This is a genomic window from Mesorhizobium sp. P2_B11 (assembly GCF_056404855.1).
The window spans coordinates 285,410-303,461 of the sequence record NZ_JBFUDF010000002.1 but is presented as its reverse complement, the minus strand read 5'-3'; the positions used below and the strand labels follow the sequence as shown (position 1 = coordinate 303,461).

The following is an 18,052-nucleotide window of genomic DNA, read 5'->3' as shown; positions in this document are numbered from 1 at the left end:
TGTTCCCTTTCTCTGTTTTGTTATTCGGTTTGTTGTTTTTCATCTAAGCTTGATGCGGGGGTCGATGAACGGCGCGATGATGTCGGCCAAGAGATTGCCGAGCACGATGGCGAAGGCTGAGACCAGCGTGACGCCCATGATGATCGGGATGTCGACGCGCTGGATCGCTTGCCACGCCAGCTGGCCGATGCCGGGCCAGCCGAACACGCTTTCGACGACGACGATGCCGCCCATAAAAATGCCGATGTCGATGCCGATCATGGCGATGACCGGCAAGATGGCGTTGGGCAGTGCGTGGCGGAAGATGATGGCGCTGCGCGCCAGGCCCTTGGCGCGGGCGGTGCGGACATAGTCCTGGCGCAGCACGTCGATCATCGACGAGCGCATCATGCGCGCGTACCAGCCGGCGCCGAGTATGCCCATGGTCAGCGACGGCAGCACCAGATGCCGCCAGGTGCCGTAGCCGCCGATCGGAAACCAGCTCAGCCGCACCGCAAAGACGTAGAGCAGCAAAAGCCCGACGACGAATTGCGGTGCCGAGACGCCAACAAAGGAAGCGACCATCAGCGTCTGGTCGGTCGCGGTGCCGCGCTTGACGGCCGCGATCAGGCCCATCGAGAGCCCGATCAGCAACTCGCACAAGATCGCGCCGACCATCAGCAGCAGGCTGGCCGGCAGGCGAGAGACGATGAGCTCGGTAACCTCCGAGCGCTGGATATAGGAGCGGCCGAGATCGCCGCTCACGAGCTTGGTCAGGTAATGCCAGTACTGGACAACGAAAGGCTGGTCGAGGCCGAGCTGCTGGCGGATGTTCTCCACTGTCTGCGGCGTCGCACTGCGGCCGGCGATCTGGCGTACGGGATCGGCCGGCAGGAGATAAAGCAGCGCGAAGGTGATCAGCGACACGCCGAGAAGGATGAGCAGCGACTGGATCAGCCGGCGGCCGAGATAGGCGATCATGACCGGCCTCCCATCATGCCCGGCCCCTTTGCGTCGGATCGAGGATGTCGCGCAGTGCATCACCGATCAGGTTGAAGGCCAGCGCCAGTGCCAGGATCGCGGCACCGGGGAAGAACACCAGCCAGGGTGCTGCCTGGAAATAAGTCTGGTTCTCGAAAATGATGTTGCCCCACGACGCCGTCGGCGGCTGCACGCCGATGCCGAGGAAGGAGAGCGTCGCTTCGAGCAGCACCGTGGTCGATATGCCGAGCGTGCCCCAGACGATGATGGTCGGCAGGAGGTGCGGCAGGATGTGGCGAAACAGGATGCGCGGTGCGCCGGCGCCGATGGTGCGTTCGGCATCGATGAATTCGCGCTCGGCGAGCGAGGACGTCTCGGTGTAGATGACGCGCGCGGTCTGCACCCAGTTGACCAGCGCGATGACCATGGCGACGATCCACAGGCTGGGCTGGAACACTGCCGCCAGACAAATGGCGAGCAGCAGTGCGGGGAACGCCATCATCAGATCGGTGAAACGCATCAGCGCGCTGCCGATCCAGCCGCGAAAATAGCCGGCGGTGACGCCTACCAGCGTGCCGATCAGAAGCGCCACGCCATTGGCGACAATGCCGATGATCAGCGAGGTGCGCGCGCCGTAGAGGATGCGGGTGAGCAAGTCGCGGCCGAGCAGGTCGGTGCCGAGCCAATACTGCGCGCTCGGCGGCAAAGGCGAACCCTCGATGGTCAGCCCGTCGAACATCTGTTCGTTAGGATCATAGCCGGTCAGCCATGGCGCCAGCACCGCGCCAGCGACCACGATGGCGACGATGACCAGGCCAAGCATTGCTAGGCGGCGCTTGAGCAACCGGCGCAAGACACCAGCACGCGGTTTGGCCGGCATGCGCGCGGGCGCAGGGAGATCAGGCGCGATGGGACTGGTCATCGCCGCCTTCCTCGCCCGTTGTTTCCTCATCCGTCATCGCCACGATCCGCCGCGCCGCATCCTCGACGCTGATCTGCCAGCTCATTGCCAGCGAGCGGAGCTGCGCATAGGCGCGCTCGTCATCGCTGCCTTTCGACAGCGCCGCCACCGCCCGCACGATGGTCTGGCGCTCGGCAACGCGCTGGCGCAGCGAGGCGATCTCGCCGGCTAAATGTTTTCGCGCCTCGAAACTCTGCCTGGCGATCAGCAGTGCGCTGTAGACGCCGGCATTGCCGACCGGCTTCAGCAGCTGCGCATCGGCCTTGTGCGACAGCGCCCATTCGATGCGGCCCGGCGCCTCCGAACCAATCAGCGCCACAAGCGGCATCGGCGCTTCGCCGGCCTTCCACGGAAATTGCTCGTCAAAGCCGAGATCGGCGTCGAAGAAGACGAAATCGGCAGCGAGCACTTCCGGCGACAGTTCCGGCCAGCAGTCGACCGTGACCAGGCCGATGGCCGACAATTGCCGGGTGATCGCCTGCACCGTCGGGTGCGGGCGATGCAGGATGAAAGCCCTGGCGCCGCCGAGATTGGGGATGCGTGTCCTGGTCACGACACCACCCTCAGGCGCGGCCGGCCGAACGTTTTGGCAGGGTCGTAGCGCGACAGATAGGGATCCGGCGCGACTTCGTCCTCGCGGCTCACGACGTCGAAGAAGCCGTCGGCGATTCGCCCGATGATCACCGGCAGCGTCGCGTGCTGGGAGTGGGCGTCGATGGCGATCGGCCCGAGCCGGGTCGAGAAGCGCCGCTCGGCGAAGGCTTTGGAAAATTCTGCCGGGCCGGCATCGGCATTACGCGACAGCACGTCGGCCATCACCTGCACCGAGGCATAGGCGGAGGCCTCGAAGGATGAGGCGAACGCGGCCGGCCGCGGCGCGAAATACGGCCCGACCGACAGATGCCCCTTGCCGGTTTCGCCGATCGCCGGCAGTTCGCCCTCGGTGAGATTGCAGGAAATGACCGGGCAGTTTTCGGGTCGGAAGGCGGCATCCTCGTCTCCCAGGTCGCGATAGGCCGCCAGGAAGGCGTAGGACGAAGTGCCGATCAGATTGTTGAGGATGAAGCTTGGCCGCGTCGCCCGGATCTCGGCGATCAGCCGCGACACGTCGGTCTCGCCGATGCGCAGATAGCGCTCGCCCAGCACCTTGCCGCCGGCGTCGGCGATCAGGTCGCGCGCCACGCGGTTCATCTCCCAGCCCCAAATATAGTTCGATCCGAGCAGGAAGCCGTTGGCGCCGAAGCGCGGAACGACATGCGCCATCAGCGGCACCAGGTGCTGGTTGGGACAAGCGTGCATGTAGACGACATGCTCGTTGGCCTCGAACCCCTCATAGGGGCAGGCATACCAGAGCATGCCGCCGGCCTTCTCCAGCACCGGGATCGTTTCCTTGCGGCTCCACGAGGTGACGCAGCCGACGACATGGCGAGCGCTGCTGGTCCTGAAAATGTCTTCGCACAGCGTCGCATAGCGGTCGGCATTGCTTTGCGGATCGCGCTCGACCGGCACCAGCTCGATGCCTGAGCTGCGATCGACATTGATATCGGCAATGGCGCGCATGGCGCCCATCCGGCACGCATCGGAGACCAGCTGGTAGCTGCCCGAGCGAGAATAGAGGATGCCGATCTCGATACGCCGTTTCAAACACAACCCCAGAAATGACAATGCCCCGCAGCCAGCGCCGGAGGGCGAGGCATACGAGGCATATTTGCCGCCCGGCGAGCAGGGCCGGTATTTTGCGCTAGCGTATTCGCTCCGGCTGGTCAGTCAAGCGGGAAAGTGGGCGAGCCGATACGGGTGGCGCGCCCGAGCGATGGGGTCGGCCCTGTCCAGCTGATTCCAGTCAGCGCAGGGTGAACGCGAAAGGGGCAACGACAGAGGTACCGGCTTTCTCGGGCGGTGGCGCCGGCACCGTGGCGCCCTGCAGGACGCTGAGCGCAGCACGGTCGAGGTCCGCGTCACCCGAAGATCGCGTCAGTCGGGCGGAGGTCACCTTGCCCGAGCTGCTGACGACGAAGGTCACATTGGCGGTGCCCTCAGCCTTTCTGGACCTCGCCGCGGAAGGGTAACGCTTGTGCCGGTTGATCCATCCGATCAATTGCGAGTTCCACTTGGCCGGGCTGACGGATGACCCACTCGACTGCGACGCCTTCGGCGCGGATGCTTTGGCAGCCGCCTTCGCATCGACGCTGGCGGTCACGACCGATTTCGCCGGCGCGGCCTTTTCCTTCTTTTCTTTCTTCGGGCGCGGTTTGGGTTTTTCGACCGCTTGCTTCGCCTTTTCGACCGGCTTGTCCTCCACTGGCTTGGCCTGCGGCAGCGGAATGACCACGTCCGGCGCTACGGCCGGGACGATGTCGGGTACGACCTCGTCCAGCGGCGACTGGTCAGGTTGTTCGGCCGCGGCTGTCTCAACCGGTGCGGGTTCGTCGGGCTGGACCTGTTCAGCCTCCTCGGTGACCGGCTCCGGCTGATCAGGCTCCGGCTCCAGGACGGGCTTTAGTTCGGTCTCCTCGATCAGGGTCGGCTGATCGGGCGTCACTACGTCGGGGACCGAATCCTCCGGCACTGCCGGTGCGACCATCATCGGCGACAGCTCGATCGCCACCGCCGGCGGCGGGCCGCCATCAATCTCGTTGGCCAGGCTAAAACTCTGCACGGCATAGGCGATCGCCACATGCGCGCCGACAATGAGCACGGCTGCCACTGTCCACAAGCCGATCTCGCGCACGCCGGTTCGCGGCGAATCGGCCATGGGAACGGCGGCAGCCAGATGCGTCATGGGGCAGCGCCTGGTTGCGGCGGCGCGGCCGAATCCACAGGCACCGTCTCCAGCCCGACCAGCGCGATCTTCAGGTAGCCGGCGCCGCGCAGCAGATTCATCACCTCCATCAGCTCGCCATAGCCGACCGCCTTGTCGGCGCGCAGGAAGATGCGTGTCTGCTTGTCGCCTTTGGTCTTGCCGTCAAGCACTGCGGCAAAAGCGGCACGCGGCACGCTGTCATTGCCGATTGCCAGCGTCAGATCGTCCTTCAGCGTCAGGAACAGCGGCGTTTCCGGCCGCGGCGCCGGCGTTGCGGTCGAACCCGGCAGGTCGACATTGACGTCGACCGTCGCCAGCGGTGCCGCGACCATGAAGATGATCAGCAGCACCAGGATGACGTCGATGAACGGCGTGACGTTGATCTCGTGGTTTTCCTCGAGATCGCCATCGATGTTTTCGCGAACTCTAGACGCCATGCTCCATCACTCCGCCGCCAGCGCGGGCGCTTGCGGCACCGTGCGGAAATCGAGGTCGCGGCTGACCAGCCGTTCGACGCCGGCCGAGGCATCGGCAAGGATCTGCCTGTAGCCGGATATGGAGCGCGCGAAGACGTTGTAGATGACGACAGCGGGAATAGCCGCGACCAGGCCCATGGCGGTCGCCAGCAGCGCCTCGGCGATGCCGGGTGCGACGACGGCGAGGTTGGTGGTCTGCGCCTGCGAAATGCCGATGAAGGCGTTCATGATGCCCCAGACGGTGCCGAACAGGCCGACGAAGGGTGCCGTCGAGCCGATCGTCGCCAGCACGCCGGTGCCGCGCGACATGCGCCGCGCCGCCGCCGCCTCGATCCGCGACAGGCGCGAGGTCACGCGTTCCTTTAAGCCTTCGCCGGTGACGTGGTCGAGCGCACCGGCCGAAAGCGCTGCCTCTTCCTCGGCTGCTTGCACCAGCAGCGCGCCGGGGCCGCCGCTGTTGCCAAGCGCGCGCCCGGCCTGCAGCAAGGTGGCGGCATTGCCGATGGCGCGCGCGGCGCGACGGGCGCTGAGCTTGCCGAACAGGATTTCCAACGACTTGGCCAACCACACCGTCCAGGTGACGAGAGAGGCGAAGGCGAGCCCGATCATCACCGCCTTGACGATGATGTCGGCGGCCATGAACATGCCCCAGGGCGACAGATCGTGCGGCAGGGTCAGCGAAACAGCCGAAGGCTCGGACGGCGCTGCTTGCCCGGCGGCTGGCGCGGTGGGCACGACAGGCGCAGTCGGTGCCGCCTGTTCTGCTGCCGCTGGCGGCGAGACCGGCGCTGGCTGGGTGGTTGCGGCTGGCGCGACCGGTTCCGTCGTCACCCGAGGCTGCGTGGCGGGCTGCTCTTGCGCCACAACGCTGCCGGCCGACAGCACAACCGCGGCCAGCGCCGCCAAAAGACCGTTTGTGGACACGCTTCGTCCTCGCTTCGTCGTTGCACGCACCGATGGGCCGGCCGATGACGGGACGGGCAAACACCCCATCTCGACCCTGAAAAATACCAGCCACGGATTCTGGCCTTCTCTCAAACGTGGCACAGCCGCTGGAAACCACTTCAGGCGGCCGTGCCCCCGCTTGACTATAAAACATGAGTTTACTAGTCAACAAACAAGATGGCTTTTTGGCCAACAGTCTTTGGTGCGATGTGTCAACCGGTGCATCGTCTTTGTGTCGGTCTGGCATGCCGCGTCGCACTGCGGGATGGACGGCGGCGGCGTTGCTGGGCCACGATGCCAGGCAGCAATCGAGGCACGCATCGATGATCAAGGCAACGCCGTTCGATTTCCCCTATGACGGCCGGCTGGTGCCGGCAAACACCGCGCTGCTGGTCATCGACCTGCAGGAAGATTTCCTGTCGCCGACAGGCTATTTCGCCAGGAAGGGTTATGACCCTGCACCGCTGCGCGCGATCCTGCCGACGGTAAACCGGCTGATCGCGGCCGCACGGTCGGCGGGCCTGACCATCATCCACACCAGGCAGGGCTACCGCGGCGACATGGCCGACATGACGCCCTATGAGAAATGGCGGCGCCAGCGCGCCGGGCTCGACGGCACCGACGTGCTGCTGCGCTCCGGCCCTGGCTTCCAGATCGTCGCCGACATCGAGGTCAAGCCCGAGGACATTATCGTCGACAAGACCTGCAACAGCGCCTTCACCTATACGGACCTGGAGCTGGTGCTGCGCGCGCGCAACATCACTCACTTGATGTTGTCGGGCTGCACGACCGATGTCTGCGTCCACACAACGCTGCGCGAGGCCTGCGACCGCAATTTCCAGTGCCTGACGATTAGCGATGCGTGTGCGAGCGGCGACCAGTACGCGCATGAAGCGGCGCTGCATATGGTGACGGTGGAGGACGGCGTTTTCGGCGCGCTGGCGGAATCGGGTGCGGTACTGGAGGCGCTGGCGAGTTTGAAAGCTGACTAGAGGTTGGGAGGGTCAGCACCCCCCTTTGGCCTGCCGGCCATCTCCCCCACAAGGGGGGAGATTGGCTGTCATCACTGCCTCCGCTAGTCACTAATGTTGGAGGAACGGCGGCGCGGTCAAAACTGCTGATCTCCCCCCTTGAGGGGGAGATGTCCGGCAGGACAGAGGGGGGTGCTGTCCCGCCAGCTTTGGCAAGTTGCTACCCGGCGTGAATGTCCGACCCGCCCCGCGATGCAAACGCACCCGGCTGCGGCACTTCGGCTTCACGGCGCGCCAGCGAGTTGCGCGTTAGCGCGATCGTCTCGCGGGCGATGCTGGCAATCTCGCGCGGCCTGTCGACGCCGACGATCATGAACTCACTGATGCCGAGCGCCGCATAGGGCAGCAGCGACAAAGCGATCTGCGCCGGCGGTCCGGAAAGCTCGACCGCCTTGTGGCCGGCCGCGGACGCATCGCCCTCCGAGCGAATTCGAATCGGAAGTGCAAAACGCAGCTTGCCGGCGCGGCCGTGCTCGGCGGCGGCGCCGCGCGCCCGTTCCATCAACTGGCGGATCTCGTCGAGCGAGCCCGGCGCCAACTCGAAGACGTCGGCATGGCGGCCGGCGACGCGAAGGGCTGTGCCCGACTGGCCGCCCATGCGTATGGTCACGGCAACGCCATCCGGTCCCTTGCGCGGCACGTAGCCGCCCTTGATGCTGTAGAAAGCGCCTTCATGGTCGAACGGCCGGTCATTCGACCACAGCCGCTTCAACAGCACCAGATACTCGTCGATGCGCTGCCAGACCACCGTGTGGCCGACCGGGCGCGTTTCGGCATCGTCGTCGTCCAGCGGCTCGCTCAGCATCCTCAGCGACAGCCGGCCGCCGCTCCTGGCGTCGAACGCCGCCAGTTGCCGCGCCGCAACCGCGGGCGCGATCACGCCGGCCCAATGCGTCAGCACCACTTCCAGCGACGAGGTGCGGTCGAGCGCCTGGGCGGCAATGTCCATATTGGTCAGCAGCCCGGCCTGGTCGTCGACGACGATCTTCTGGAAGCCGGAATCCTCGATCAGCGACAGCTTTGTCGCCGTCTCGACGAAATCATAGAAGAAAGGCACGGCCGAACCGGCGTCGGCGGCCTGCGTTTTACCGGGAACATGCGTGAACTCGATCGGCATTGCCATCTCCTCCATCACGTTGGATGCATGTCGCCCACATGCATAAAACAAAGCGGCCCACGCCAAAGCGCATCCGCGTTCGGTTCATCAACTCCGGTCACTCACTTGACGGCGGTAGGTCGCCACCCTTCTTAGCCTGGACAGATCAGGCGGCATGAACGGATCAGGGGATCAGGCCGAGCACGACTGCCCCGGTGAACGCGAACGCAAGGGCAAAGACGAGATAGGCGAAAGCGCCTGCATAGGCCGGGCGGAAACCCTGGGCATTGGCCAGCCTCTGGCTGCTGCGATCCGTCTCGGCGTTCTGGATATAGGACATATCGACCTCCGTCTCGCCGGTTAATCTATAAAATCAGTAGACTTTGTCGATTGCTATTTTCCGGCAATACGCAGAACAATTTTCTCAATCTTCAGTGCGAATTGGTTTGAGATTGCTGGGAGGTCGCGATTCGCGGCAAGCGACCAGCCAGCTTGGCCGGCCTTCGCATCGGGGATAGCATCACCATTCCGGCGTAAAGCGGACGATTTCAATCAGGGCATGGGGAACAAAACATGGGTGCAAGACTGGCCGGCAAGGTCGCCATCATCTCGGGCGGCGCGACGGGCATGGGCGGAGCGGCCTCGGAGTTGTTTGCGGCCGAGGGCGCCAAAGTGGCGATCATCGACCGCAATGGCGAGGCAGCGGCCGCCACCGCAGCCGCGATACGCGCGCGCGGGCACGTCGCCGAACATTTCGTCGCCGACGTCTCGGACGAGGCACAGGTCGAGGCGGCGGTGAAAGCCGCAACAGCCAAGCTTGGCCCGGCCACCGTGCTGTTCAACCATGCCGGCACCATCGTCATAAAGCCGTTCCTGGAAACGACGGTGCAGGAATGGGACTGGCTGCACGCCGTCAATGTCCGCTCGATGTTCCTGATGACCCGCGCCGTGCTGCCCGGCATGATCGCGGCCGGCGGCGGCTCGATCGTCTGCACCTCGTCGATCTCGGCGGTGGCGGCGACACCGATGGAGGTGCTCTACGACACCACCAAGGGCGCCTGCCACATGTTTGCGCGCGCCATTGCGGTGGAGTTCCGCGACCGTAACATTCGCTGCAACGCCGTCTGCCCCGGCTTCATCCGCACCCCACATGGGCTGCGTGAGGTGGCCGATCTCGGCAAACTCGGCGTCGACGTCTCGGACGCCGCATTGGCCGCGCAGCAGGGCCGCATCGGCGAGCCGGAAGAGGTCGCAAGGGCCGCGCTGTATCTGGCCAGCGACGAGTCCAGCTTTGTCAACGGCACGCATCTGTTCGTCGATAACGGCTTTACCGCGATGTGAGGGTTTCCAGGTTTGGCGCCCTTCCTCTCCCTCCGGAGGGGGGAGAGGTGGCGCTGCGAAGCAGCGACGGAGTGGGGGAACCACCTGGCAACCGTCGCCAACGGATGCACAAGAATCTCTCTACATCGCGCTGAGGGTCGACCCCCACTCCGTCGAGCTGCGCTCGACACCTCTCCCCCGATCGACGGGGGAGAGGAAAAGGGCCAAGTTCTACCGCTCTTCCCTTCGAAACGGCTTCAGCAGCGCGGACGGCGCGACCGCGTTGCGCGACATCACCGCCATCGCAACGATGGTGAAGATGAAGGGCAGCATCAGGAATGCCTCATAAGGGATATGCCCGAGGCCGCTCGCCTGCATACGCAGTTGCAGCGCATCGACGAAAGCGAACAGCAACGCCGCGCCCGCAGAGCGCCATGGATCCCAGCGGCCGAACACGACCAGCGCGATCGCCACCCAGCCGCGCCCGGAGACGACGCCGAAGGTGAAAGCGTTGAACTGCGCCATGGTGAGGAAGGCGCCGGCGAGCCCCATCAGCGCGCCGCCGAGGATGACGGCCTGGAAGCGCGTGGCGATGACGCTGACGCCGGCGGAATCGGCCGCGCGCGGGTTTTCGCCGACCATGCGCACCGACAGACCCCAGGGCGTGCGGTAGAGTATGAAGGCGGCGAGCGGGATGGCGATGATGGCCATGTAGACCAGCGCGAACTGGTTGAACACCGCCGGGCCAAGCACCGGAATGTCGGAGAGCAGCGGGATCGGCAGCGTCTGGAAACCTTTGATGCTGGGCGGCACCGATTGCTGGCCGAAGATCAGCCGGTAGAGGAAATAGGCAAGGCCCGACGAGAACAGCGTCACGCCAATGCCACAGACATGCTGGCTGAGGCCGAGCGCCACCGTGAACAGCGCATGCAGCGCGCCCATCGCCATGCCCGTCAGCACCGCAGCCAGCACGCCAAGCCACAGGCTGCCGCTGAGGCTGGCGGCGGTGAAGCCGGTCATCGCGGAGAGCAGCATGATGCCTTCAATGCCGAGATTGAGCACGCCGGCGCGCTCGGAGAACATTTCGCCGAGCGTGGCAAAGGCCAGCGGCGTGGCGATGCGGATGATGGCGGCGAGGAAGCCGACCTGAAAAATCTGTTCGAACACCGCGCTCATGAGGCGGCTCCGACGCGGCGGACGCGATAGGCCGTGAACAGCAGCGCCACCAGCATGGCAAGCAGCGCTGTTCCCTGGATGACATCGCTGAGGAAGGCCGGCACGCCGGTCGCTCGCGACATCGCTTCGGCGCCGGTCATCACGGCGGCAAGGAAGATTGCCGCCGGCACCACGCCGAGCGGGTTGAGCCTGGCCAGCATGGCGACGACGATGCCGGAATAGCCATAGCCCGGCGAGATGTCGCTCATCACCTGGAAATGCACGCCGCCGACCTCGCCAACGCCGGCGAGCCCAGCCAGCGCGCCGGAGAGCAGCGCGGTGGAGATCAGCACGCGCTCGACATGGATGCCGCCATAGCGGGCGGCTTCCGGGCTTTCGCCGGTGACCCGGATGCGGAAGCCAAGCGTGGTGCGCACGATCAGGAACCAGATCAGGGGCGCGGCGATCAGCGCCGCGACGACGCCGAGATGCAGCCTTGTGCCTTCGAGCAGCACCGGGAAATTAGCCGAATCCTCGATCGGCGGCGAGATCGGATAGCCGCTGAAACTATCCTTCCAGGGTCCCTCGATCAGCGCCATCAGCGCGTAATAGATGACCGAGTTGAGCAACAGCGAACTGACGACGTCGTCGACCTTGAATTTGACCCTCAGCGTCGCCGGCACCAGCGCTACCGCCGCACCGGCAGCCGCGCCGGCAATCGCCATCAACAGGATCGCGAGCGCGCCCGGCATCGGGATTGCGCCGACGAAGCAGCTGGCGACGGCGCCGGCCAGCAATTGGCCTTCGGCGCCGATGTTCCAGAATTTGGCCCGAAAGGCGACGGCAACCGCCAGCCCGGTGAAGATCATCGGCGCGGCCCGCACCAGCGTTTCGGTAATGGCGTAGCTGTCGCCGAATGAGGCCGACAGCATCACGCCATAGGCCTCGAGCACCCCGGCGCCGGCCAGTGCGATGAGGCCGCTGCACAGGATGAGCGTGGCGGCAATCGCGATGAGCGGCAGCGCCAGGTTGAACCAGGCGGGGGTAGACGTCCGGGCTTCCAGGCGGAACATCAGCTATGACCCTCCGCCCCGGTCATCAGCAGCCCCAGCCGCGCAATCGTCGCATCGGCGCTGTCGAGCGTGCCGGCGATACGGCCCTCATACATCACCGCGATGCGGTCGCAGAGCACCAGCAGCTCCTCGAGATCCTCGCCGATGACGACTATGCCGCAGCCCTTGCCGCGCATGTCGAGAAACTTTTCGTGGATGAAACGGGCGGCACCGATGTCGAGGCCGCGCGTCGGTTGCGACACAATCAGCACCTTCGGGTCGAAAGCAAGCTCGCGCGCCAGCAGCGCCTTTTGCAGATTGCCGCCGGACAGCGCACCGGCGCGGGTCATCGGCCCGGGGCAGCGTATGTCATAAGCCTTGATCTGCTCTTCGGCGAAGGCGCGGATCGCGTCGGGCCTGAGCAGGCCTTTGCGGCTGAAGGCTTCGGTGCCGATGCGCGGCAGCACCATGGAATCGGCAAGCGGCAGATTGGTCACCAGCCCGGTCGTCATGCGGTCTTCCGGAATGCGGCCGAGGCCGAGCGCCTGCACCTCGCGCGGCGAAAACCGCGTCACCGCTTTGCCGGCTATCGTCATGCGGCCGGCGTCAGGCGAGCGCACCCCGGAGATGACCTCGGCCAGCGCCCGCTGGCCATTGCCGGAGACGCCGGCAATGCCGAGGATTTCCCCCGCGCGGACCGAAAGCGATACATCGCGTAGCGCCATGCCAGAGTGCTGCGATGTTGAGATACCGTCGAGCGTCAACACCGCCGCACCCGGCGTCGACGGCCCCTTTGCCGGCGGCACGATCTCGTGGCCGCACATCAACTCGGCCATGGCAGCCGACGTCGTGTTGGCGGGGTCATCGACGCGGCCGGCAACGCGGCCATGCCGCAGCACAGTGCAGCGATGCGTCAGCGCCCGAACCTCGTTCAGCTTGTGCGAGATGAAGATGATGCCGAGCCCTTGCGCTGCCATCGAGCGCAGCGCCGAAAACAGCCCGTCGACCTCGCTCGGCGCCAGCACCGCTGTCGGTTCGTCGAGGATCAGGAGCCTGGCGCCGCGAAACAGCGCCTTGACGATTTCCAGCCGCTGCTGCTCGCCGACCGACAGCGCCGACACCGGCAGGTCGGGGTCCAGCGTCAGCCCATGCTGCCTGCTGATGTCGGACAACCGGGCAAGCCCACCGGCGCGATCGATGCGGCCGGATTTGCCGGGAATGCCTATCAGCAGGTTTTCCAGCACCGTCAGCCGCGGCGCCAGATGAAAATGCTGATGCACCATGCCGATGCCGGCCGCCAGCGCATCGGCCGAACTGGTGATGCGTACCGGCTTGCCCTGGATGAGAATCTCGCCGGCATCCGGCGCATAGGTGCCGAACAGCACGTTCATCAGCGTCGTCTTGCCGGCGCCGTTTTCGCCCAGCAGCCCGAGGATTTCACCGGGCGCGACGCTGAGATCGACCGCCTCGTTGGCAGTAACGGCGCCGAAGCGTTTGGTGATGCCGCGCATTTCGATGAGAGGGGCGGACGTCGGCAAGGGCCTTTTCCCGTTGAGAGGTGGCGCTGAAGCTGCTCCTCACCCTCCCCCTTGTGGGGAGGGTCGGCTCGCAGTCGTAGCGAAGCGGAGAATGCGAGACGGGGTGGGGGTGCGCCCTACGAGGACCCCCACCCCGATCCGCTTCGCGGATCGACCCTCCCCACAAGGGGGAGGGTAAAGGAGCTCTCAATCCGAAACCGGCGTGTTCTCATCCACATCGACCCGGAAATTGCCTTCCAGGATCTCGGCCTTCTTCTTCTCGACCAGATCCTTGACCTCAGCCGGCAAGGTCTTGTCGAACTTGTGGTAGGGAGCCAGGAACGAGCCGCCCTTGGCCATGCGCGAGAAATCGCCATAGTCCTGCGCGGTGAAGACGCCGGCCTTGACCAGTTTGATCGCCTGCTCGACCGTTGGATACATGTCCCATACCGGGCCGGTGATGACCGTGTCGGGGCCGAGGCTCGACTGGTCGGACATGTTGGAGATGGCAAGGATTTTCTTCTCCACCGCCGCTTCGATGACGCCGAAACGCTCGGCGTAGATGACGTCGACGCCGGCATCGATCTGGGCGACGGCCGCTTCCTTGGCCTTGGGTGGATCGAAGAACGAGCCGATGAAGGCGACCTTCTTCTTGATGTTCGGGTTGACCTCTTTTGCGCCGGCAAAGAAGGCGTTGACCAGCCGGTTCACTTCCGGAATGCCCATCGCCGCCACGGCGCCGACCGTGCCCGACTTCGACATCTTGCCGGCGATGATACCGGAGAGGTAGGCGGGCTCATGGATCCAGTTGTCGAAAACGCCGAAATTGGGTTCGGCCGGGCCGGCGCCGGAGCCGAACAGCCAGGCGGTCTTCGGGAACTGTTTGGCCGTCTTGCGCGATTCGCGCTCGGCGGCGAAGGCGTCGCCCAGCACCAGTTGATAGCCGCCTTGCGCATATTCGCGCATGACACGGCTGAAATCGGCGGTCTGCACCTTCTCCGACCATTTGTATTCGATGCCGAGTTCCTTCTCGGCCTTCTGCAAGGCGACGTGGATCTGGTTGTCCCACGGCTCCTCGATCGGCGTGGCGAAGATCGCCGCCACTTTCAGCTTCTTGTCCGTGGCGAAAGCCACGCCCGGCAGCATCGCCGCAGCCAGGCCAAGCGCGCCGAGTTCCAGCACGTCGCGCCGCGACAGGCCGGTCGATTGCGATTTGTTTTTCCGGTTTTCCATCTAGTGCCCCTCTGTTTGACAACCGTGTCGAGCCGGCTGTTCTGAAATCAGACGCGGAACTATGGAACGGGTGCGGACTTTTGTCCACATGGTCAAATTTGGGGGCGATTTATCGCAAAGCCTTCTCGCCACCGGCCACGGTGATGACGCCGACGATGATCAGCCCGGTCAGCAACAGCCGGACGCCGGCGCTGACGCCGAATGTGTTGAGCATGGTCAACAGCAGCACCAGGAACAGCGCCGCCCCCCAGACGCCGGGCACATTGGCCTTACCGCCGGCGACCGAGGTGCCGCCGATCACGACGACCGCGATGGAGGCCAAGAGATACTCATTGCCGATGTCGACATTGGCGCCGCGGAAATAGCCGGCAAGCAGCGCGCCATCGATTCCGCCGAGCGCGCCCGACAGCGTGTAGGTGAGGAAGCGGATGCGGCCGACATTGACGCCGGCCAGCCACGCGGCGCGGATGTTCTGGCCGATGGCCAGCACCGAGCGGCCATAGATCATGCGCTGCAAGGCGATGGCAGCAGCAATGGTGAACAGGACGGTGAGGATCGCCAGCACCGGAATGCCAAAAATCTGCCAGTTGGCGAAATCGGCGAAGCCGGGTGGCGGCTTGATCTGCAGGCCGCGTCCGTAGCTGATGTCGATCGACTGGATGATGAAGCTGGCCGACAGCGTGGCGATGATCGGCGGGATGCGGAGCGCCCAGATCAGCAGATAGTTGACGGCACCGATGGCAGCGCCGCAGGCGAGCGCGGCCAACAGCCCGACCACGATCATGGAATCGCTGCCATCCATCACCTTCATGGCGACGGCGCTGGCGAGCCCGATATTGGCCGGCAGCGACAGATCGACATTGCCAGGCCCGAGCGTGATGACGAACATCTGGCCGACGCCAACGATGACGGTGAAGACGGCGAGCGAGAGGGCCGCCGTGACCATGCCGCCGGCGCCGTAGCCGCCGGTAAACGCGATGGTTGCCAGCCAGACCAGCAGCGCGCCGAGGAAGGACCAGATCCAGGGTTTGGCGGTGAGCGTTCGCAACAGGGCCATCGCTACCTCTCCCTGCGGCTGATCAGCACCCGGGCCGCCAGCACGATGATCAGGATGGCGCCGTTGGCGGCGACCTGCCAGTCGGGCGGAATGTGCATGAAGGTGAGCAGCGGCGATGCCGCCAGCGCCAGCGTCAGCGCGCCGAGCACGGCGCCGATCGGCGACACCCGGCCGCCGACGAATTCGCCGCCGCCGAGGATGACGCCGGCGATCGCCAGCAGCGTATAGCCATTGCCGATATTGGCGTCGGCCGAAGTGGTGATGCCGATCAGCGCCATGCCGGACAAAACGCCGAACAGGCCGGTCAGCGCAAACAGCACGATCTTGGTGCGCAGCAACGACCAGCCGGCGCGCCTCAGCGCCGCCGGATTGCCGCCGGAGCCGCGCAGGATCACGCCATAGGAGGTGCGCATCAGCCCGAAATGCACGACCGCCGCGATGACCAGCGCTGCGATGATCGGGAACGGGATGAAGGGCGGCTTGAAGGCCATCAGCCCCAGCAGCCAGTCCGGCGCCTTGCCGCCGGGTTTGGGCAGGACCAGAATGGCGAGCCCCTGCCAGACAAAACTCATGCCCAGCGTCACCACGATCGACGGCAGGTTGCGCAGATGGATCAGGGCGCCAAGCAGCGCGTAAACGCCAATGGCGCCGAGCAGGACAATCACGCCAAGCAGCGGCGCATCCTTCAGCCATGTCGCGGTGACGCAGCCGACGAAACCGACGAAGGTGCCGATCGACAAATCGAGCTCGTTGCCGGCGATGACGAACATCTGCGCGATCGTCGCCAGCGCGATCGGGATCGCCAGGTTGAGCATCAGGCTGAAGCCGAAATAGCTGATGGCGCGCGGGTTGAGCCAGGCAATGGCGATGAGCACCAATGCCAGCGACAGCGCCGGCAACATGCTGCGCAGCATGCGGGCGCGGGCGGCACTGCCGCGCGGCGAGGAAGTTGGGCCGGGAGCGATTGCCGTCATCTCAGGCCGCGTCGCCGAATGAGGACTGGATGATCTTTTCCTCCGTCAGCTCGTCGCGCCCAAGATTGGCGACGATGCGGCCGTTCTTGAAGACATGGATGTGGTCGCAATTGTCGAGCTCTTCGGTCTCGGTCGTGTACCAGAGGAAGGTCCTGCCCTTGGCCGCTTCCTCGCGCACGAGATCGTAGACTTCGAGCTTGGTGCCGATATCGACGCCGCGCATCGGGTCGTCCATCAGCACGATCTGCGCATCCGAGCCCAGCGCACGGGCAAACAGCGCCTTCTGCTGGTTGCCGCCCGACAGCGAAAAGATGTTGTTGGTCATGTCAGGCGTGCGGATACCGATCTTCTGCTTCCAGAATTCGGCAAGTTCAGCCTCGCGCTGCGGTGAGATCAGCAGCCCTTTGCGCAATCGCGAAAGCGAGCGGATACCGATGTTTTCAGAGATCGACCATTGCGGGAAAATACCGTCCGACTGGCGGTCGCCGGCCACCAGCGCCACCGGTGCGGTTACCTCGATGCCTGGCCTTCTGCGCGACGCGGCGGCAAAGATCGCCAGCAGAAGATCCGTCTGGCCGTGGCCGGCAAGCCCGGCAAGGCCGATGATCTCGCCAGCGCGGGCGACAAGCTCCTTGCCGTCTTCCTGCCGGGCCGGCCGCGCCCGCACCCTGACGGGACTGTGTGCCGGCCTGGCGGCGGCGATCTCCGCCGCGATCTTCTCGCGTGCCGCGGCGCCGCCCATGGTCGCCACCAGCCTATCGCGGTCGAAGGCCTTTGCCGCGTCCGTGGCGACGACTTTGCCGTCGCGCATCACCACGATGCGGTCGGCATTTTGCAGGACTTCGCCCAGCACGTGCGAGATCAGGATGCAGCTGCCACCGCCGGCGACGAAACGGCGCACGAAGGCCAGCAGTTGGCCGGCCGTGTGTGCGTCGAGCGAAGAGGTCGGCTCGTCGAGAATAACCAGGTCGAGCGGGTCGCGCGTCACCGTAAAGGCGCGTGCCACCTCGACCATCTGCCGTCGGCCGATGGAGAGGTCACCGGCAATGTCGTCAGCGGAAATGCCGTGATCCGGAAAGATTTCATCCAACTTGGCGGCGATGAGCGCGGCCGCCTTGCGCCGCCAACCGAAGCCGGTCAGCGCCGGGTGGTTGATGCGCGTGTTCTCGGCGATGCTGAGGTTCGGGCACAGCGACAGTTCCTGGAACACGCAGCGTATGCCGAGTTTTAGCGCGCGCGCCACCGAGTATTCGATTTCGACATTACCGCGCACCGCGATCTCGCCGCCATCCGGCCGCAGCGTGCCGGCCACCATATGCATCAGCGTCGACTTGCCGGCGCCGTTATGGCCGACCAGCCCGACGCATTCGCCTGTGACAACATGGAAATCGACGCCGTTAAGCGCCCGAACGGCGCCGAAATGTTTTTCGGCGCCGTTCAGTCTGATGATGTCAGTCTTGGCCTCAGGCATG

General features: G+C 65.2%; 18 protein-coding genes. 2 read left to right on the top strand and 16 right to left on the bottom strand.

From position 1 onward, the window contains the following. Window positions 1-39: 39 nt before the first annotated feature. From AC1DYJ_RS05870 to exbB, 7 genes are all read right to left on the bottom strand, one after another. Window positions 40-960: an ABC transporter permease gene (locus AC1DYJ_RS05870; RefSeq protein WP_023815305.1), complete on the bottom strand. Its 921-nt coding sequence runs from the start codon at window positions 958-960 to the stop codon at window positions 40-42. Between the two features lie 13 nt (window positions 961-973). Further along, entirely contained in the window at window positions 974-1,840 is an 867-nt protein-coding gene (locus AC1DYJ_RS05865; protein ID WP_477288871.1) for an ABC transporter permease, read from the bottom strand. Between the two features lie 19 nt (window positions 1,841-1,859). Continuing rightward, on the bottom strand, window positions 1,860-2,474 hold the full coding sequence (locus AC1DYJ_RS05860) for an ANTAR domain-containing response regulator (protein ID WP_477288780.1): 615 nt from the start codon (window positions 2,472-2,474) through the stop codon (window positions 1,860-1,862). Then, window positions 2,471-3,565, bottom strand: coding sequence for a transporter substrate-binding protein (locus tag AC1DYJ_RS05855; protein WP_477288778.1), 1,095 nt, complete (start codon window positions 3,563-3,565; stop codon window positions 2,471-2,473). The genes AC1DYJ_RS05860 and AC1DYJ_RS05855 overlap by 4 nt, the downstream gene beginning before the upstream one ends. A gap of 199 nt (window positions 3,566-3,764) precedes the next feature. Beyond that, complete coding sequence (locus AC1DYJ_RS05850) at window positions 3,765-4,703, bottom strand: energy transducer TonB family protein (protein WP_477288776.1); 939 nt, start codon at window positions 4,701-4,703, stop codon at window positions 3,765-3,767. Then, window positions 4,700-5,161: a TonB system transport protein ExbD gene (exbD, locus tag AC1DYJ_RS05845; protein WP_477288774.1), complete on the bottom strand. Its 462-nt coding sequence runs from the start codon at window positions 5,159-5,161 to the stop codon at window positions 4,700-4,702. The genes AC1DYJ_RS05850 and exbD overlap by 4 nt, the downstream gene beginning before the upstream one ends. Window positions 5,162-5,167: 6 nt before the next feature. Further along, the gene (exbB, locus tag AC1DYJ_RS05840; protein ID WP_477288772.1) at window positions 5,168-6,124 is read right to left on the bottom strand and encodes a tonB-system energizer ExbB; all 957 of its coding nucleotides are present in this window, start codon (window positions 6,122-6,124) and stop codon (window positions 5,168-5,170) included. 344 nt (window positions 6,125-6,468) lie between these two features. On the opposite strand from exbB, the gene AC1DYJ_RS05835 reads away from it, so the two are divergent. After that, window positions 6,469-7,137: a cysteine hydrolase family protein gene (locus AC1DYJ_RS05835; RefSeq protein ID WP_477288869.1), complete on the top strand. Its 669-nt coding sequence runs from the start codon at window positions 6,469-6,471 to the stop codon at window positions 7,135-7,137. Between the two features lie 199 nt (window positions 7,138-7,336). Here the strand turns inward: AC1DYJ_RS05835 and AC1DYJ_RS05830 are convergent, their stop codons facing one another. Together AC1DYJ_RS05830 and AC1DYJ_RS05825 are read right to left on the bottom strand one after the other, a co-directional pair. Then, window positions 7,337-8,293 (bottom strand): LLM class flavin-dependent oxidoreductase, encoded by a 957-nt coding sequence (locus AC1DYJ_RS05830; protein WP_477288770.1) that lies wholly within the window; start codon window positions 8,291-8,293, stop codon window positions 7,337-7,339. Between the two features lie 163 nt (window positions 8,294-8,456). After that, entirely contained in the window at window positions 8,457-8,612 is a 156-nt protein-coding gene (locus AC1DYJ_RS05825; RefSeq protein WP_477288768.1) for a hypothetical protein, read from the bottom strand. Window positions 8,613-8,845: 233 nt separating this feature from the next. Here AC1DYJ_RS05825 and AC1DYJ_RS05820 point away from each other — a divergent pair, with 233 nt between their 5' ends. Then, a complete protein-coding gene (locus AC1DYJ_RS05820; RefSeq protein ID WP_477288767.1) occupies window positions 8,846-9,613 on the top strand; it encodes an SDR family NAD(P)-dependent oxidoreductase in 768 nt (255 codons plus the stop codon). A gap of 210 nt (window positions 9,614-9,823) precedes the next feature. Here AC1DYJ_RS05820 and AC1DYJ_RS05815 read toward each other — a convergent pair whose 3' ends face one another. The 7 genes from AC1DYJ_RS05815 to AC1DYJ_RS05785 form a co-directional block, all read right to left on the bottom strand. Continuing rightward, window positions 9,824-10,768, bottom strand: a complete 945-nt coding sequence (locus AC1DYJ_RS05815; protein WP_477288765.1) for an ABC transporter permease — start codon at window positions 10,766-10,768, stop codon at window positions 9,824-9,826. After that, the gene (locus tag AC1DYJ_RS05810) at window positions 10,765-11,820 is read right to left on the bottom strand and encodes an ABC transporter permease (protein WP_477288763.1); all 1,056 of its coding nucleotides are present in this window, start codon (window positions 11,818-11,820) and stop codon (window positions 10,765-10,767) included. The genes AC1DYJ_RS05815 and AC1DYJ_RS05810 overlap by 4 nt, the downstream gene beginning before the upstream one ends. Further along, complete coding sequence (locus AC1DYJ_RS05805; RefSeq protein WP_477288867.1) at window positions 11,820-13,310, bottom strand: ABC transporter ATP-binding protein; 1,491 nt, start codon at window positions 13,308-13,310, stop codon at window positions 11,820-11,822. The genes AC1DYJ_RS05810 and AC1DYJ_RS05805 overlap by 1 nt, the downstream gene beginning before the upstream one ends. 213 nt (window positions 13,311-13,523) lie before the next feature. Next, entirely contained in the window at window positions 13,524-14,549 is a 1,026-nt protein-coding gene (locus tag AC1DYJ_RS05800) for a BMP family protein (protein WP_477288645.1), read from the bottom strand. 109 nt (window positions 14,550-14,658) lie between these two features. Next, window positions 14,659-15,606, bottom strand: a complete 948-nt coding sequence (locus AC1DYJ_RS05795; RefSeq protein WP_477288643.1) for an ABC transporter permease — start codon at window positions 15,604-15,606, stop codon at window positions 14,659-14,661. A 2-nt stretch (window positions 15,607-15,608) separates the two neighbouring features. Beyond that, the gene (locus AC1DYJ_RS05790; RefSeq protein WP_477288641.1) at window positions 15,609-16,580 is read right to left on the bottom strand and encodes an ABC transporter permease; all 972 of its coding nucleotides are present in this window, start codon (window positions 16,578-16,580) and stop codon (window positions 15,609-15,611) included. Window position 16,581: 1 nt separating this feature from the next. Then, on the bottom strand, window positions 16,582-18,051 hold the full coding sequence (locus AC1DYJ_RS05785) for a sugar ABC transporter ATP-binding protein (RefSeq protein ID WP_477288640.1): 1,470 nt from the start codon (window positions 18,049-18,051) through the stop codon (window positions 16,582-16,584). Window position 18,052 lies beyond the last annotated feature (1 nt).